The following is a 15,725-nucleotide window of genomic DNA, read 5'->3' as shown; positions in this document are numbered from 1 at the left end:
CCTTGGAGACCTTCGCCACACAGGTGCACAGCCCGTTCGATCCGGAACATCACCGGATTGAGCGGGTGCTTTGTTTCACCGCCCACCCCGACGACATCGATTTCGGCGCCGCCGGCACCATCGCCGCCTGGACCGCCGCCGGAGTGCAGGTCAGCTACTGCATCATGACCGACGGGGACGCTGGCGGCTTCGACCCTGACAAACGGGAGGAAGTCAGCGGCCTGCGGAATGCGGAACAGCGCCGCGCCGCCGCTCTGGTGGGCGTCACGGACATCCATTACCTCCATCAGCGTGACGGCTATCTTGAGCCCTCGCACGAGGTGATCCGCGAGGTGGTGCGGCTGATCCGCCAGCTCCGGCCCGACGTCGTACTCTCGATGCACCCGGAACGGAACTGGACCCGGATCCAGAAGAGCCACCCGGACCATCTGGCGGTGGGCGAGGCCGTGACACGGGCGGTGTATCCGGCGCTGGAGAATCCTTTCGCCTATCCGGAGCTGGCCGAAGCCGGGCTGGAGGCGTACAAGCTGCCGTATCTGTGGCTCTTCGCCGGGCCGGAGGAACGCGAAAACCACTTCGTCGACGTCACCGGGCAGGTTGACGGCAAACTCGCCGCGATCCACGTCCACGCCAGCCAACACCCCGACGTCGATGCGATGGACCGCACCGTCCGGACGCTGATGCTCCGGACCGCGGAACGCGGCGGACTCCCGGCCGGCCACAGCGCCGAGGCATTCCACGTCGTATCGGTCAACGGCCCGGGGACCATCGCCGGTTTCTAGTGTTGCGCTCTGCTGTCCGCTCCCATAAGCTGGCCTCTGTTTAAATCATATTTAATCGAGGAAGACAGACTTTAATGGCGAAGACTGCGCAGCACCCCGTCCTGGTCATCATGGGCGTCTCGGGATCAGGAAAGTCAACTGTGGCCGGCCTGCTGGCGGGCCGGCTGGGCTGGGATTTTGTGGAAGGCGATGATCTGCACCCTGCATCAAATGTGACGAAGATGCACGAAGGCCGGGCTCTGACCGACGAGGACCGCTGGCCCTGGCTGGAAATCATCGCCGGGTGGATTCAGAGGCACACCGGGTCCGGTGTCCCCGGCGTCGTAACGTGCTCGGCGCTGAAGAAGCGCTACCGGGATGTCCTTCGCGGCGAAGGCGTGGTGTTCGTGTTCCTTGACGGCAGCAGGGACCGTATCTCGGACCGGCTGGCATCCCGGCACAGTCACTTCATGCCACCGGCCCTGCTCGAGTCCCAGTTTGACGCGCTCGAGGCGCCCACGGAGGACGAAAACGCCATCACCGTTCGCGTCGGAGCGACGCCCGCGGAAGAAGCCCAGGAAATAATCGACCGGCTGCAGCTCCTTTCTGCCAGCACCGGCAGGCCCTGAGCGGCGCAGCCAGCCACTCCAGGCCAGCCATCCATGTGTCACCGTTTAAGGAAATCGTTGTGAAATTTCTGCTACCCACCCAGCTTCCGGCTGCCGTCGAGGCCTGGACTGGCTTCGACACCCGCCTTATAGTGGTCTCGGCCCTCGGCCCTCGGCATCGCCGTCATTGTGGTGCTGGCCGCCAAATGGGTGCCCGTCGGCGCCCCGCTATTGCGGGCGGCATCGACACCCGGCACGGCGCCGACATGGAGGGCGTCAAACGCCAGCCGAGCTTCCTCATCACCCTGCTGACCATCATTTTCCCGGTGGTGCTCATGCTCCTCAAGGCCGTCGCGGACACCATCTGGCCTGACGCCGCGACAGCGCCGTGGATCCGGACCTTCGTCGATTTCGTCGGCCAGCCCCTTGTCGCCATGACCCTGGCCGTCCTGCTGGCGATCTTCACATTCGGCTACGCCGTGGGATTCACGGGCAACAAGATCACTGCCAAGATCGGTGCGAGCCTGGGTCCCATCGCCGGGATCATGCTGATCGTGGGCGCGGGCGGCGGCTTCAAACAGACCCTGATCGGCGTCGGCGTCGGCGATGCCGTGAAGAAAGATGCCGTGAAGAAATGGGCCGAAGGCACCAACATATCCGTCCTGGTGCTGGGCTTCATCGTGGCTGACCTGGTCCGTGATGGAGACCCTGATCTCCCTGGTCAGCTTCGGCATCATCATGCTGCTGTCGCTCATCATCTAGCCGGTGTGGACGCCAGCATCCGTTCTCGCCTTTAAACTACAAGCCGCGCAGGCTTTTACCCTCGGAAGGTTCAAGGCCTGCGCGGCTCTGTTGACAGGTGCTCCCGGCGCTATGCGCCCAGCGGGGCGGCGGCCACGGTAGGCAGGGTCGGCGAGGTCGAGCCGCCGGCCGGTTCCACCGTGATGCCCAGAGCCGAGGCGGAACTGATGCCCTTGACGACGGCGGGCTTGGACAGCGCGTCGGCGTCCATCAGTCCCTGCGACACCGGTGCCGAGCCATCCCTGGGGATCAGCCACATCTGGTAGACCTTGCCCGCCGGCGGGGCCGGGACGTTGTTCATCCTGACCACTATGGCATCCCTCGAGCTGGAGACGGACACAGTGGCCGTACCGCCGCCGGCGACGTCGACGGTTGCCTGCCGCACGTCCCCTGCCTGCATCACCTGGTTGAGCGGGTCGTTCTGGTTTGCCATGTACGCGCCGACGCCCACTCCGCCGAAAGCGATCACGGCTGCGGCTGCGGCGCCGACCAGCCAGTTGCGCACGCCCTGCGGCCGGCGTCGTTCTTCGCGGCGCCGGCGGGCGGCGCCGAGCTCGTCGGCGTCGGGCACCTCGGTGACGGGAAGCTCGGAAGGCTCCCGGACGGGCCGGGCCTTGACTGGCGAAACCGTTCCAGGCGCCTGGTCCGGGTGGCCCCCGGGCACCCGCCCGGAGGCCTGGGCCGGCAAAGATACCATGATCCGGTCCAGCAGGCCGGCGGGCGGTTCGTCCTCGGCAGTGAAACTGATGGCGAGCGTCTCCCGGGACTGGCGGACGCGTTCGTTGAAGGCATTCCGCTCCGCCGGAGGGGCTGAGGCAACGTAGTTCTCAATGGCGGTGCGTTCGACGTCGTCGACGGCGTTCAGCGCGAAGATCTCCGCGAGGTCAACCGCGCGGCCGGAGGCGAGGTCGGTGTCGATCTCGGCTGCAAAGCCGCCGGGGACGCGGCCGTTGTTCTGTGCATTCATGTCGGTCATCTCAAATCACCCCCAGGCAGGACTTCAGTCGGATCAGTCCATCGCGGATGCGGGACTTGATGGTGGGTACCGCAGCATTGAGTTTCTCTGCGACTTCCCGGTAGGTGAGGCCGCCGTAGTAGGCGAGCCGGACGGATTCCTGCTGCGTGTCGGTCAGCGTATCCAGGCAGCGGACAACGGCCTCGGCCTCGAGCTGGCTGCCCACAGCATCGGCAACCGAATCGTGGTCGATCTCCTGGCTGCTGGCGCCGTATCTCGCTTCCCGGTCGGTGGAGGACTGGGAGGAGCGGACCTTGTCCACAGCACGGCGGTGCGAAATTGTCATGAGCCACGCGAGCGGGGTTCCGGCCTCGGGATTGAACTTGGAGGCGTTTTGCCAGACCTGGAGAAAAACTTCCTGGGCGGTGTCCTCGCTGAGTTCCACATCGATCAGGACGCGCCGGGCCATGCCGAATACACGCCGCGAGGTGAGCTCATAGAACTCTGCAAAGGCGGTCTGGTCACCCCGGGCGACCTGTTCCAGCAGCGCGCCAAGCCGGCGGTTCACGTCGGCTTGAGTGCCAGGGGGAGCAGCGGCCTCGGGGTTTGGGGCGTTGGGAGTTTCCATCACCTTCAAGCATAAGGTGCCCGCCGCCGATCGTGGGCCAGGGTGGGTTTGTCTTCTGCCGTGGCCGACCGTCGTCCTGTGGGCCGGACGTCTGTCTAACTGCGCTGATATCACCTGCCGATCCTCGCTCCCTTTCCTGCTCTGGGCCCCGTGGCCTAACCGGGCTTCAGAAGTGATTCGGGACGGCGGTGGAGGCGGATGGGCGAACAACGCAAATAGTTGCGCCGGCTAGCGCTTGGCTCCGGCGAAGCCGTTCTGTCGCCACGCCTCATAGACAGCGATGGATGCCGCGTTGGCCAGGTTCAGGGACCGCAGCGCCGGCAGCATTGGCAGGCGGACGCGTGAGGTCACATGGGGGTCGTGCTTGATCTCCTCGGGCAGGCCAGCCGATTCGGGGCCGAACAGAAGCACATCCCCGGGACGGTAGCTGATATCGGTGTAGGACGCCTCGCCGTCGGAGGTGAAGGCGAAGACACGCTCCGGCAGCAGCGCCGCCCACGCCGCGCCGATGTCCGGGTGTACGGTCACGACGGCGAGGTCATGGTAGTCGAGGCCGGCCCGGCGCAGTTTGGCGTCGGAAAAATCAAAGCCCAGCGGTTCGACCAGATGCAGTTCGGCGCCGGTGATGGCGGCCAGCCGGATGGCGTTGCCCGTATTGCCGGGAATTTCGGGGGTGTGGAAGAGGATGCGGAACACGCTCCCATCCTAGCGAGCCGCCGTCGTCGTCCAAGCCGCGGTGAAACCGCGGCCGCCGGCGCTTCTAGTGCATCCCGCGCAGCAGCCGGGCGAGCACCGGGATGTTGACGGTGTTCGGGGCAGGGCCGGAGCCCAGAAACTGCTTGAGCCCGCGTGCCAGGCCGGCGGCGTTGACCACCTGGACCAGACCGTGGCTGGTGCTGTCCCGACTGGTGCTGTCCCGTCCAGGACTTCGGCGGTGGTGGTCGATGACGGGCTCGTGCAGGTTGCCGTCCGTGCTGTGCACCACGGTCCAGCCGGTGACGTTGAGTTCCGGAAAGATGTCCTGCATCCGGCGCACCACCTGGGCCAGCTGGGGCGGGGCGATGGACCGGCCGCCGTGGGTCAGGGTGCTGCCGTTCCAGGCATAGGCGCCCGGCGGCAGCAACATGGAGCCGATGATCGCCATCCGGTAGCCGGACAGCAGAACATGGTCGATGTGGTTGTTGTCGGCGGGGGACTGCAGGCCGTTGACCAGCCGTGCGGCCGGGATTGCGGGGAGGATCTGGCGGCTGATCAGCTGAACGGTCCGCATTTCCCGCTGGATCCTCGCTTCGGCCCCGAAGATGCCACGCTTGCGCGGCATGCCGTGGACCTGCTGGTGGGCCAGTTCCGCCGGAATCAGCGGCACCCAGCCAGCCTGCGCCACCTCCTCGAAGGACGGGACGTAGACGGGGGCATCCGCGGACGTGTTGCGTGGCGTGTTGGGGTGGCGGATAGTGGCCGAGGCCCGGCTTCCGGCCGCCGGGGCGTCAAAATGGGCTCCCTCTCCGGCCGGGCCCGCGCTGAAGTCGCGGGATCCGCTGCCGTAGGACCGGTCGTAGTCGGCGCGGCGCTTTGCATTGATGAGGGTCTCATACGCAAGGGTCACCTGCCGGAAGGTCGCAGGGTCGCCGCCGTGGTCCGGGTGCGAGCCGCGGGCGGCCTTGCGGTAGGCCACCTTGATTTCCTTGTCCGTCGCCGTCACGGGGATCCGGAGGACCTGGTAATGCGAGCTGTTGCCCTGCGTCAAGCAAGAATCCTTTGTATTGGTACTGCCGGTTGATCGCTCCGGTTTATTCTGGCTGTCCGGCTTGGCCAGTTTAACCGGATAGGGGAACAACGACCGCGCGGGCAGGGATGGTTCCCGGCTGCTGGCATAATTCACGCCATGATTATCGCCGTCGCCGTCAACCCGCGGGCATCCTTTGGCCGCGGGTGGCATGCCGGCCGGGAGGCAGCAGACTGCTTCCGCGCCAGCGGGGCCGAGGTGGTGCTCCTGTGCGAGGACAGCTACGCAGAACTCGCCGACGCAGTGGACGAGGTCCTGGCATCCGGGGTGGACGCCCTGGTTGTGGTGGGCGGCGACGGTATGGTCCACCTCGGCATCAATGCGCTGGCCGCTTTCGGTGCCCCGTACGGCTCGGTCCCGCTGGGTGTTGTTCCCACCGGCACCGGGAACGATATGGCCCGCGCGCTGGGCCTCCCGCGGCACAACATCCCCGACGCCTGTGAGCGGCTGCTTGCGGCCCTGGTATCCGGCGGCCGGCTGATCGACGTCGGGCGGGTCAGCTCCGGCGGGGTGTCCTGCTGGTTCGCCGGCGTGGTCTCGGCGGGGTTCGACGCCGCCGTCAACGAACGTGCCAACGCCTGGCGCTGGCCGCGGGGCAAGGCCCGCTACAACTTCGCCATGATCCGCGAACTGGCCTCCTTCCGCGCGATCAACTACACCGTGACGGCCGACGGCGAGCGCTGGCGGCAGGGCGCAATGCTCATCTCGGTGGCCAACGGGCAGTCGATTGGCGGCGGCATGAGGGTCACCCCGGATGCCGTGCTCGACGACGGCTACCTGGACCTGTTCATCGTGGGGCCGCTGTCCAGGCTTGGCTTCCTGGCGGTGTTCCCTCGGGTGTTCTCCGGCGGCCACACCGGACATCCCGCGGTGCACATCCGCCGGGTCCGCAGGGTGGAACTGGCCGCGGAAAACGTTGTGGCCTATGCCGACGGCGAGCGGGTCGGGGCGTTGCCGATTACCATCGACGTGGTTCCGGGCGCTGTCCGGGTCCTGGTGTAGCCGGGCCCCGGGGCCCGCATCGTCGGCGCAGGCCGCGGCGGTGACCGTCTAGAATCGTGCGGAGGCCCGGGCAGATCGACCGGAGGCCCGGGCGGATCGACCGGCAGAGCACAGTGGATGGCGGAGCAGGCATGGGCAGCGGACCGGAAGCAGAAATGGCAACAACAAGCGGCACCGCGCCCGTTGTCCGCCACGGGCAGCTGGCCTATTGCGGGAGAAGCGCGTTTCTGGTGCTGGGCATGGCCGCTGTGCTCGCAGGCTGCAGCGTGGGAGTCCCCGACCCCGCCGCGCCCCAAGCGATTCCGGCCACCCCCACCCTGGCCACCCCCACCGTTACCCCCGGCCACGACTCCGCAGCCATCGCCGCCCGGGACATGCCCTTCGCCGCCGGGGAGGGCCTGGCTGCCGGCGTGGTCGTCCAGCTCTCCGATGGGCTCCGCGAGGCTCCCGGCTGGACGCCCGGTAAGCAGAACGTGGCCGGCGTCAGCGAATATCTGAAGGCAGACGGCTGCGTGGTTTCAGCCAGGGTGCGAGCGAACCAGGGAGCGCTCGCCGTCGCGGGGGATGACAAGGCGTCCACCGAGGCGCTCTTCCAGTACCTGGACCCAAGCATCCTTCCGACCTTCCTGTTGCCGGGCACGCTGCGCTGGGGCGGGGAAACGGGCAAGCCCGCCCCGAGCGTGGAGGTGCTGGTGTTCGACGCCGGCGCCGGCGGACGGTCAACCGCCGTTTATTCCCGGCTCTTCAGCAAGGCGGGCTCCTCCGTCTACATCTCCGTCTCATGCCCGGACGCCGCCAGCCTCGCGGCGGCGCGGGCCGACGTCGCGGCCCGCCTCGCCGTGGTTCCGCCCTCGGACTGAGCCGGACCGGACCGGGCCAAGCCGGACCCGGCCGCGCCGGACCCAGCCGCGCCGAGCCTGACCGAGCCGCGCCGAGCCGCGCTTTGCCTCCGGCTGCCCAGCATCAGGAACGGTTCACCGGGCCCACTTTGGCGACAGCCTGTTCAGTGCCAGCGCCCCGACCAGCAGGCCGAAATCGCGGAGTGCCACGTCAAAGAAGTTGCCCAGCAGGAGGAGGTTGACAATGATCCCCAGCAGCCATACCACCACGAGCAGCGATCCGAAGCGAGGCCTCAGCGCCACCGCCAGACCGGCGACGATTTCCACCACGCCGACGATGTACATGATGGTCTGCGCCGGCATGGGCACCGTGGATGTCACAACCGGCGCCAGGTACATAGTCCAGTCGGTCAAAAGATTGGTGAACTTGTCCAGGCCGAAAATGATGGGCGCCACCGTGAACACCGTCCGCAGCAACAGGAACGCCTGGCGCTCCGGTCCGGCTGGCAGCTTCCTGGCAGTGGTGGTGGGTGCGGTTGTGGATTTCATGATTGGCTCCTTCTAAAAGTAGATAGCTTGATTTTAGAATGGAATAGGCAATTAAGCAATGAATCTTGTTTTTAGAGTTAGGGTGAAGTTATGATCCGAGCCCCCTGGACCCGCAGGATTGCGGCCGTCGCCTCCCTCGGCGACGAGAGCCGCAGGAAGCTGTTCGATTTCGTCGCCGCCGCCCCGGAAGCCGTCAGCCGCGACGACGCCGCAGCTGCGCTCGGCCTGCCCAGGAGCACAGCCTCTTTCCAGCTGGACCGGCTGGTGCAGGACGGGCTGCTGGCGGTGGAGTTCCGGAAGCTGGGCGGCAGGGGAGGGCCCGGCTCGGGCCGCCCGGCCAAGCTGTACGCGGCCGCCGTCCAGGAGATCGCCGCCTCCGTGCCGGACCGCAACTATGACCTGGCCGCCGAGCTGATGGTCTCGGCTATCGAGGAATCGGCGGCCGACGGCGGTTCCGCCCGGGAGGCGCTGTTCCGGGCCGCGTATGCCCGCGGTCAGGCGACGGCCAGGGCGGCAACCGGCGGCGCCGGCGGAGCCATGTTCGCCGAGTTCCTCGCCGCCGAGGGGTACCGCCCCGAGAGCGACGGCGAAGGAGGCCTGGTGCTGCTGAACTGCCCCTTCCACCGGATCGCCGAAGGTCATACCGGGGTGGTCTGCGCCATGAACGGCGCCTTCCTGGGCGGAGCCGCGGCTGGCAGCGGCATCGACCCGGTCCGGGTGCAGGCGCTCGACATCGAGAATCTCCGGGCTGGCGGAACGGCACGGCCGGCGCAGTGCTGCGCCCGGATCAGGCCACCGCAGGAGCCGGGTCTTTAGAAACGCAGGCTCGGGTCGTTAGGGACGCGTCGTTAGGGACGCAGGCGCGGGCCTTTAGGGACGCAGGCGCGGAGTGGCGGGTGCCGCGAGCCTGGCCTGCCCCCTGATACCGGTCAGCAGCACGCCCACTATCACCAAGAGCCCGCCAGCGATCTGCACGAGGCTGAGCGGCGTCCCCAGCGCCACCGTGATGACGGCCGTGAACACAACTATCAGGTTGAGGTAGTTCCCGGCGGTGCCCGGCGGGGTTGTTTTCAGCGCCAGGTTCCAGAACAGGTAGGCCCCGAGAGACGGGAACACGGCAATGTACGCCAGCGACCAGCCCTCGGCCGGGGTATCCGGAAACTGCACCTTCATGGCGAGCGCGAAGGGTGCCAGGGTTACCGTCGCAATCACCACCTGCACGGCGGTGGCCGCGATGGGCGGAACGTCCAGCCTGCGGGCAATGATCGTGTAGCAGCCCCAGACGACGATCGCGCCGATCATCATGACTTCACCGATATTGATGGACAGGCTGAAAACGCGCTGCACCTCGCCCCTGGTCAGAACAAGCAGCACGCCGAGCAGTCCGAGGCAGATGCCAAGCCAGCCCAGGCGTGTGGTCCTCTCGCCGAGCACGACGATCGCCATAACAACGATCAGGGCCGGATTCGCGGCCGTGATCAGGGAGGCATTCATCGCGGAGGTGTAGCCGAGCGCACCGTACAGCAGCAGGGTGTAGCCGCTCATGCCCAGCACACTCAGGAGCAGCAGCACCGGCCAACGGCGCAGCACCGAGCGCCAGTCCGGCTTCTCGATGAAGTGCGCCAGGAGCAGCAGCGGCACGGCGGCCAGCGTCCAGCGCCAGAACGTCAGGTCCAGGGGGGTCATCGAGGCGACGGCGGCCTGGCCCACCACGAAATTGCCGGACCAGAACAGGGTGGCCAGCACAAGGTACAGGGACGCTTTCACCGCTCGAATGTACACCAGTACCGGGTCCTGCCCGTCAGCTCCTCCCCATGCCGGCGCGGGTAGGCGCGGGTAGAATTGCCCTGTGCCCGTATACCTGGATCATGCAGCAACCACCACCCTCGCCCCGGAGGCCCTGGCTGCGCTGACGCGCGAGCTGGCCCGGACCGGCAACCCTTCCTCGCTGCACGGCGCGGGCCGCCGCGCCCGCCGCGCCGTGGAGGACGCCCGCGAGGTCCTGGCCGCGGCGGCCGGGGCACACCCCTCGGAGGTCATCTTCACGTCCGGCGGTACCGAGGCGGACAATCTCGCCGTCAAGGGCCTGTACTGGGCCCGCCGCGCCGAGAACCCGGCCCGCACGCGCATCCTGTGTTCCGCCGTCGAGCATCACGCGGTGCTGGACACCGTGGAGTGGCTGGAACGGCACGAGGGTGCCGAGGTCAACTGGCTGCCGGTGGATGCCAGCGGGGTCGTGGACCTTGCAGTCGTGGCGGCCGAGCTGTCCCGCGATCCGGCGTCCATCGCGCTGGTCACGGTGATGTGGGCCAACAACGAGGTGGGCAGTATCCAGCCGGTCGGCAGGATCGTGGAGCTGGCACACGCGGCCGGCGTGCCGGTGCATTCCGACGCCGTCCAGGCCTTCGGCTCCGTGCCCGTGGACTTCCGCGGCACCGGCCTTGACGCCATGACCATCTCCGGGCACAAGATCGGCGGCCCCGTCGGCGTCGGCGCTCTCCTGCTGGGCCGCGCAGTGAAGCTGACCCCGGTCCAGCACGGCGGGGGGCAGGAACGCGACGTCCGGTCCGGCACCCTGGACACTGCCTCGATCGCGGGCTTCGCCGCGGCCGCCGGAGCCGTCACCGCGAAGCTTCCCGGGGAGGCCGCACGGATCACCGCGCTGCGGGACCGGCTGATAGACGGCGTCCTCGCGGCGGTGCCCGGGGCCGTGCTGCGCGGAGCCCCGGGGGCCGGTCGGCTGCCCGGCAACGCGCACTTCACCTTCCCCGGCTGCGAGGGCGACTCACTGCTCTTCCTGCTGGACCTGGCGGGGGTGGAATCCTCCACCGGCTCGGCGTGCACGGCGGGGGTTCCCCGCCCGTCCCATGTGCTGCTGGCGATGGGCCTGGACGAGGACACGGCCAGGGGTGCCCAGCGCTTCAGCCTGGGCCATTCCTCCACCGGGGCCGACGTCGACGCCCTGCTGGCCGCGCTGCCCGGCGCCGTTGCCCGCGCGCGCCAGGCCGGGATGGCGGGACACGAGTCCAGCATCCAGACCGCCGGAACGGTCGCCCGTGAATCTGCCCGTCAGGCCGCCGGCAGCAGCTGATCCAGCGGGACGGCCGGGTCCGCCAAAACATCAGGACGCAACGCCGACTTTGAGGTGATGAATGACTTGATCATCTTCTGCGGCTTGTCGGACCGCGGCCAGTTCACGCTCATTCCAGCCACCACCCGGCCGTCGCGCTGCCAGAACGCCAGGAATTCCCTGGCCTCGAGCGAGCCGCGGATGGTGGGCGGCCCGGTGATCAGCGTCGGGAAGCCGGAGTACTCCATGCTGACGGCGAACTGGTCGGTGTAGAAGTAGGGGACCGTGTCCAGCACGGCGTCCTGGCCCAGCATGGCCCTGGCGGCGACCTTGCCGCCGTTGAGGGCGTTGGACCAGTGCTCGCTGCGGTGGTGCTCCCCGGTGAACGGGTGCAGGGCGTTGGCGACGTCGCCGGCCGCGAAGATCCCGGGCGCGGACGTCCGCAGCGAGGCGTCCGCGAGGATGCCGTTGTGCAGCCCGATCCCGGCGGCCGCGGCCAGGGAAACCTCGGGGACCACCCCCACGGCCATGACCACCAGGTCCGCCGGCAGGACCTCGCCCGCGTCGGTGACCACGCCGGTCACCCGGCCCGCCCGGCCCGTGATCTCGGCGGCCGAGGCGGGGAGCCGGAAGCGGACGCCGTTGGCCTCGTGCAGCGAACGGAAAAACCCGCCCAGCTCGGGGCCGATCGCCGCGCCCAGGGGCACCTCCTCCAGCCCCAGCAGGGTCACAGTGTTGCCATAGGCGCTCGCCGCTGCCGCCAGTTCCATGCCGATCCAGCCCGAGCCGATCATCACCACGTTCTGGCCGCCGCCGTCGAGCTGCTGGCGCAGGCGGCGGCTGTCCTCCACGGTCCGGAAGGTGCCGACCCCATCAAGGTCGCTGCCCGGCACCGGAATCGCCCGGGGCCGTGAGCCGGTGGCCAGCAGCAGCGAGGCATACTCCAGCCGGCTGCCGTCACCGAGGCCCACGGTGCGGGCGGCCGGATCGAGGGATGTGACGGGGCTACCCAGCCGCAGTTCGACGCCGTTCTCCGCGTACCAGCCCGCCGGCACCACCGGCAGGGCGTCGTCCTGCGCCTGGCCCAGCAGGTACTCCTTGGACAGCGGCGGCCGCAGGTACGGGTGGTGGGTCTCTTCGGCCAGCAGGACCACCGGCCCGGCGAAGCCTTCCGTGCGCAGGGTCTTGGCGGCTATGGCGCCGGCCAGTCCGCCGCCGACGATCACGATATTCTCAACAGCCATGTCCGCTCGATTCCCGCTGGTGCGTGCTTCGTTTTCTAAAACCGGTAATCCTGACGTTAGAAGCGCGGCGCGGTCCCGTCAAGGCCTTTTGGGCAGGATTCGGCGTGGCGATAGAATAGGGCGGCAGGCATGGCGTTGTCCCTGCGGCCCCAGCCGTGAAAAGCAGCCGTCACCAGCATCCTTGAACAGCAGGCCGTGAGCAGGCCGCCGTGCACACTGGCGGCGGCCAGCGGTCGGCCCTGTCTGCCGCACCCCGAACCCTAAAGAAAGCCAGTATGCGAGTTCTTGCAGCCATGAGCGGCGGCGTTGATTCCGCCGTTGCCGCCGCCCGCGCCGTCGAGGCGGGACACGACGTCGTCGGGGTCCACCTGGCGCTGTCCCGGATGCCCGGCACTTTGCGAACCGGCAGCCGCGGCTGCTGCACCATCGAGGACTCCCGCGATGCCTGGCGGGCCTGCGACGTGCTGGGCATACCGTACTACGTCTGGGACTTCTCCGAGCGGTTCAAGGAGGACGTGGTCCAGGACTTCATCGACGAATACGCCGCCGGGCGCACGCCCAACCCGTGCATGCGCTGCAACGAACGGATCAAGTTCGCCGCGCTGTTGGAGAAGGCGATCGCGCTGGGCTTCGACGCCGTCTGCACCGGCCACTACGCCAAGGTGATTTCCGACGCCGACGGCAACCCGGAGCTGCACCGCGCCGCGGACTGGGCCAAGGACCAGAGCTATGTGCTCGGCGTGCTGACCCATGAACAGCTCAAGCATTCCATGTTCCCGCTCGCGGACACCCCGTCCAAGGCCGAGGTCCGCGCCGAAGCCGAACGCCGCGGGCTCTCCGTGGCCAACAAACCGGACAGCCACGACATCTGCTTCATCCCCGACGGCGACACGGCCGGCTGGCTGGCCGAGAAGATCGAGATGACCACCGGCGACGTCGTGGACGAGTCCGGCGCGAAGGTCGGCGAGCACCCCGGCGCCAACGCCTTCACCGTCGGCCAGCGCCGCGGTCTGAAGCTGGGCACGCCAGCCGCCGACGGCAAGCCGCGCTTTGTGCTCGAAATCCGGCCGAAGGAAAACAAGGTGGTGGTGGGCCCCGAGGCCCTCCTGGCCATCGACGAGATCCGTGGCATCAAGGTTTCCTGGGCCGGGCTGCCGATCGCCGAGGTCCCCACCGGCGAGGAGTTCCCCTGCTATGCCCAGGTCCGTGCCCACGGGGATCCCGTGCCCGCCAAGGCGCACATGGAGCGCGCGGACGGGGGCGACGGCGGGACAGGCGCAGTCGCCACCAACGGCGGGCAAGGGAATCTTGTGGTCACCCTGACGGAGCCGTTGCGAGGGGTCGCGCCGGGCCAGACAGTGGTGCTCTACCAGGGCACCCGCGTGCTGGGGCAGGCCACCATCGACACGGCCCGGTCGCTGCAGCGCGCGGCGCTCTAGCAAGCACGCATTGTTCGCAGGAGCACCGCCCATATTCGATGTGCGGTGCTCCTGCCGTCTTAACGCACGTTCCCGGATTCCGGGCGGCTGCCAACTGCCGAAATCCGGGCAGGATCGCTGAAGATAGTGCTGAATTCCGCCGGTTCGTGTAAATTTTGTGTCTCATCTCACAGGATGCGGCGATTCACCGCGTGGTGTCTGGTTGAATCAAGGAATCAGGACAGCGTGCAGCCCGCCGAGTCATGAGCAGAATCGTCTCCGGGCCGCGCACCAGTACTCATCGAACAGAAAGTTCACAGATGGCAATGAACAAAAAAGCCCTGCAGAGCGCCATCGCGCTCGCCGGGGTATCCGCCTTCGCACTGACCGCCTGCACGGGCCCTTCCGGCGGCGGAACACCGACCGGCAGCGCAGCCGGCGGAGGCAACATCACCTACGGCACCACTGACAAGGTAGTTACCCTGGACCCGGCCGGTTCCTACGACGCCGGCTCCTTCATGGTGATGAACCAGATTTACCCGTTCCTCATGAACTCGAAGCCGGGGACTGCGGATGCCACCCCGGACATCGCCGAGTCCGCTTCCTTCAGCACCCCGACGGAGTACACCGTCAAGCTCAAGTCCGGACTCAAGTTCGCCAACGGCCACGCGCTGACGTCCTCCGACGTCAAGTTCTCCGTCGACCGGATCGTCAAGATCGCCGACGACAACGGCCCCGCGTCCCTCTTCAGCAACCTGGCCTCGGTCACGGCCAAGGACGACTCCACCGTGGTCTTCACGCTGAAGGCCGGCAACGACCAGGTCTTCCCGGGCGTCCTTGCCGCCAACTCCGGACCCGTCATCGACGAAGAGGTGTTCCCGGCCGACAAGCTGATGAGCGACGAGGAGATCGTCAAGGCCAAGCCCTTCGCCGGCCCGTACACGATCGAGAGCTACAAGAAGAACGAGCTCGTCAGCCTCAAGGCGAACCCCGATTACAAGGGCCTGCTCGGCAAGGCCGCCAACGACAGCGCCACGATCAAGTACTACGCGGACTCCAACAACCTGAAGCTGGACGTCCAGCAGGGCAACATCGACGTCGCCGGCCGCAGCCTGACCGCGACCGACGCCGCTGATCTGGAGAAGGATTCCAAGGTCAAGGTCCACAAGGGCCCCGGTGGCGAGCTGCGCTACATCGTCTTCAACTTCGACACCATGCCGTTCGGCGCCAAGGCCCCCGACGCCGATCCCAAGAAGGCTCTCGCGGTCCGCCAGGCGATGGCCAACATCGTTGACCGCGACGCCATTGCCAGCCAGGTCTACAAGGGCACGTACCTGCCCGCGTACTCCGTTGTTCCCGACGGCTTCGTCGGAGCCATCAAGCCGCTCAAGGACATGTACGGCGACGGCAGCGGCAAGCCCAGCCCGGACAAGGCCAAGAAGGCCTTCACCGACGCCGGCGTCACCGCTCCGGTCACCCTGAAACTGCAGTACAACCCGGACCACTACGGCAAGTCCTCGGGCGACGAGTACGCCATGATCAAGGAGCAGCTCGAAAAGTCCGGCCTGTTCAAGGTGGACCTGCAGTCCACCGAGTGGGTCACCTACTCCAAGGACCGCACCAAGGATGCCTACCCGGTCTACCAGCTCGGCTGGTTCCCGGACTACTCCGACGCCGACAACTACCTCACGCCGTTCTTTATCCCCGGCAACTTCCTGAAAAACCACTACGAGAACCCCGCCGTCACCGATCTGATCGGCAAGCAGCTGACCACCGTAGACAAGTCGGAACGTGAAAAGGTGCTCGGCGAGGCCCAGACGGCCGTCGCTAAGGACCTGTCCACGCTGCCGCTGCTGCAGGGCGCCCAGCTGATGGTCGCCGGCAAGGACATCAAGGGTGTTGAGAAGACCCTGGACGCTTCCTTCAAGACCCGTCTTGGTGTGATTTCCAAGTAGGTCCGATTCCCCATCCGGTTCTGACCAGCACGCAAGGCGGGGCGCCAGCACGGCGCCCCGCCTTTCGTGCTGGGACAGGACACACAGATTCCGGGGCTCCTTGGCGCCC

The 15,725-nt window shown here is 67.6% G+C and carries 16 protein-coding genes; 9 read left to right on the top strand and 7 right to left on the bottom strand.

Annotated features, from left to right (window positions below):
- Positions 1-2 precede the first annotated feature (2 nt).
- The 3 genes from RCH07_RS01525 to RCH07_RS01515 all read left to right on the top strand — a co-directional run bounded on the left by RCH07_RS01525 (position 3) and on the right by RCH07_RS01515 (position 2,166).
- Positions 3-782, top strand: coding sequence for a PIG-L deacetylase family protein (locus tag RCH07_RS01525; RefSeq protein WP_326965701.1), 780 nt, complete (start codon positions 3-5; stop codon positions 780-782).
- Positions 783-856: 74 nt separating this feature from the next.
- Positions 857-1,390, top strand: coding sequence for a gluconokinase (locus RCH07_RS01520; RefSeq protein WP_326965700.1), 534 nt, complete (start codon positions 857-859; stop codon positions 1,388-1,390).
- 59 nt (positions 1,391-1,449) lie between these two features.
- Positions 1,450-2,166 (top strand): GntT/GntP/DsdX family permease, encoded by a 717-nt coding sequence (locus tag RCH07_RS01515; RefSeq protein WP_326965699.1) that lies wholly within the window; start codon positions 1,450-1,452, stop codon positions 2,164-2,166.
- Between the two features lie 74 nt (positions 2,167-2,240).
- On the opposite strand, the gene RCH07_RS01510 is transcribed toward RCH07_RS01515, so the two are convergent.
- From RCH07_RS01510 to RCH07_RS01495, 4 genes are all read right to left on the bottom strand, one after another.
- Entirely contained in the window at positions 2,241-3,137 is an 897-nt protein-coding gene (locus RCH07_RS01510; RefSeq protein ID WP_326965698.1) for an anti-sigma factor, read from the bottom strand.
- Positions 3,138-3,147: 10 nt separating this feature from the next.
- Positions 3,148-3,753, bottom strand: coding sequence for an ECF RNA polymerase sigma factor SigK (gene sigK / locus RCH07_RS01505; protein WP_326965697.1), 606 nt, complete (start codon positions 3,751-3,753; stop codon positions 3,148-3,150).
- A 228-nt stretch (positions 3,754-3,981) separates the two neighbouring features.
- Positions 3,982-4,449, bottom strand: coding sequence for a tRNA (cytidine(34)-2'-O)-methyltransferase (locus RCH07_RS01500; RefSeq protein ID WP_326965696.1), 468 nt, complete (start codon positions 4,447-4,449; stop codon positions 3,982-3,984).
- Between the two features lie 64 nt (positions 4,450-4,513).
- Positions 4,514-5,500, bottom strand: coding sequence for a J domain-containing protein (locus RCH07_RS01495; protein ID WP_326965695.1), 987 nt, complete (start codon positions 5,498-5,500; stop codon positions 4,514-4,516).
- A 138-nt stretch (positions 5,501-5,638) separates the two neighbouring features.
- On the opposite strand from RCH07_RS01495, the gene RCH07_RS01490 reads away from it, so the two are divergent.
- Positions 5,639-6,541 (top strand): diacylglycerol/lipid kinase family protein, encoded by a 903-nt coding sequence (locus tag RCH07_RS01490; RefSeq protein ID WP_326965694.1) that lies wholly within the window; start codon positions 5,639-5,641, stop codon positions 6,539-6,541.
- A 155-nt stretch (positions 6,542-6,696) separates the two neighbouring features.
- Positions 6,697-7,401 carry a hypothetical protein gene (locus RCH07_RS01485; protein WP_326965693.1) on the top strand — a complete coding sequence of 235 codons (705 nt, stop codon included), beginning with the start codon at positions 6,697-6,699 and terminating at the stop codon, positions 7,399-7,401.
- 114 nt (positions 7,402-7,515) lie between these two features.
- On the opposite strand, the gene RCH07_RS01480 is transcribed toward RCH07_RS01485, so the two are convergent.
- Positions 7,516-7,929, bottom strand: a complete 414-nt coding sequence (locus tag RCH07_RS01480) for a hypothetical protein (RefSeq protein ID WP_326965692.1) — start codon at positions 7,927-7,929, stop codon at positions 7,516-7,518.
- A 90-nt stretch (positions 7,930-8,019) separates the two neighbouring features.
- Between RCH07_RS01480 and RCH07_RS01475 the strand changes: the two genes are divergently transcribed.
- Positions 8,020-8,745 carry a helix-turn-helix domain-containing protein gene (locus RCH07_RS01475; RefSeq protein ID WP_326965691.1) on the top strand — a complete coding sequence of 242 codons (726 nt, stop codon included), beginning with the start codon at positions 8,020-8,022 and terminating at the stop codon, positions 8,743-8,745.
- 54 nt (positions 8,746-8,799) lie between these two features.
- Here the strand turns inward: RCH07_RS01475 and RCH07_RS01470 are convergent, their stop codons facing one another.
- Positions 8,800-9,696 (bottom strand): DMT family transporter, encoded by an 897-nt coding sequence (locus RCH07_RS01470; RefSeq protein ID WP_326965690.1) that lies wholly within the window; start codon positions 9,694-9,696, stop codon positions 8,800-8,802.
- Positions 9,697-9,778: 82 nt separating this feature from the next.
- Here RCH07_RS01470 and RCH07_RS01465 point away from each other — a divergent pair, with 82 nt between their 5' ends.
- Positions 9,779-11,020 carry a cysteine desulfurase family protein gene (locus tag RCH07_RS01465; protein ID WP_326965689.1) on the top strand — a complete coding sequence of 414 codons (1,242 nt, stop codon included), beginning with the start codon at positions 9,779-9,781 and terminating at the stop codon, positions 11,018-11,020.
- Here RCH07_RS01465 and RCH07_RS01460 read toward each other — a convergent pair.
- A complete protein-coding gene (locus tag RCH07_RS01460) occupies positions 10,999-12,243 on the bottom strand; it encodes an NAD(P)/FAD-dependent oxidoreductase (protein ID WP_326965688.1) in 1,245 nt (414 codons plus the stop codon). The genes RCH07_RS01465 and RCH07_RS01460 overlap by 22 nt on opposite strands.
- A 275-nt stretch (positions 12,244-12,518) precedes the next feature.
- On the opposite strand from RCH07_RS01460, the gene mnmA reads away from it, so the two are divergent.
- Together mnmA and RCH07_RS01450 are read left to right on the top strand one after the other, a co-directional pair.
- Positions 12,519-13,682: a tRNA 2-thiouridine(34) synthase MnmA gene (mnmA, locus tag RCH07_RS01455; RefSeq protein WP_326965687.1), complete on the top strand. Its 1,164-nt coding sequence runs from the start codon at positions 12,519-12,521 to the stop codon at positions 13,680-13,682.
- A 299-nt stretch (positions 13,683-13,981) separates the two neighbouring features.
- Entirely contained in the window at positions 13,982-15,616 is a 1,635-nt protein-coding gene (locus RCH07_RS01450) for an ABC transporter substrate-binding protein (RefSeq protein WP_326965686.1), read from the top strand.
- The last annotated feature ends 109 nt before the right edge of the window (positions 15,617-15,725 follow it).

Source organism: Arthrobacter sp. CG_A4, from assembly GCF_035985125.1.
Classification (GTDB): Bacteria; Actinomycetota; Actinomycetes; order Actinomycetales; family Micrococcaceae; genus Arthrobacter.
The sequence above is the reverse complement of the archived record's forward strand: the minus strand, read 5'-3'. Positions and strand labels throughout refer to the sequence as shown.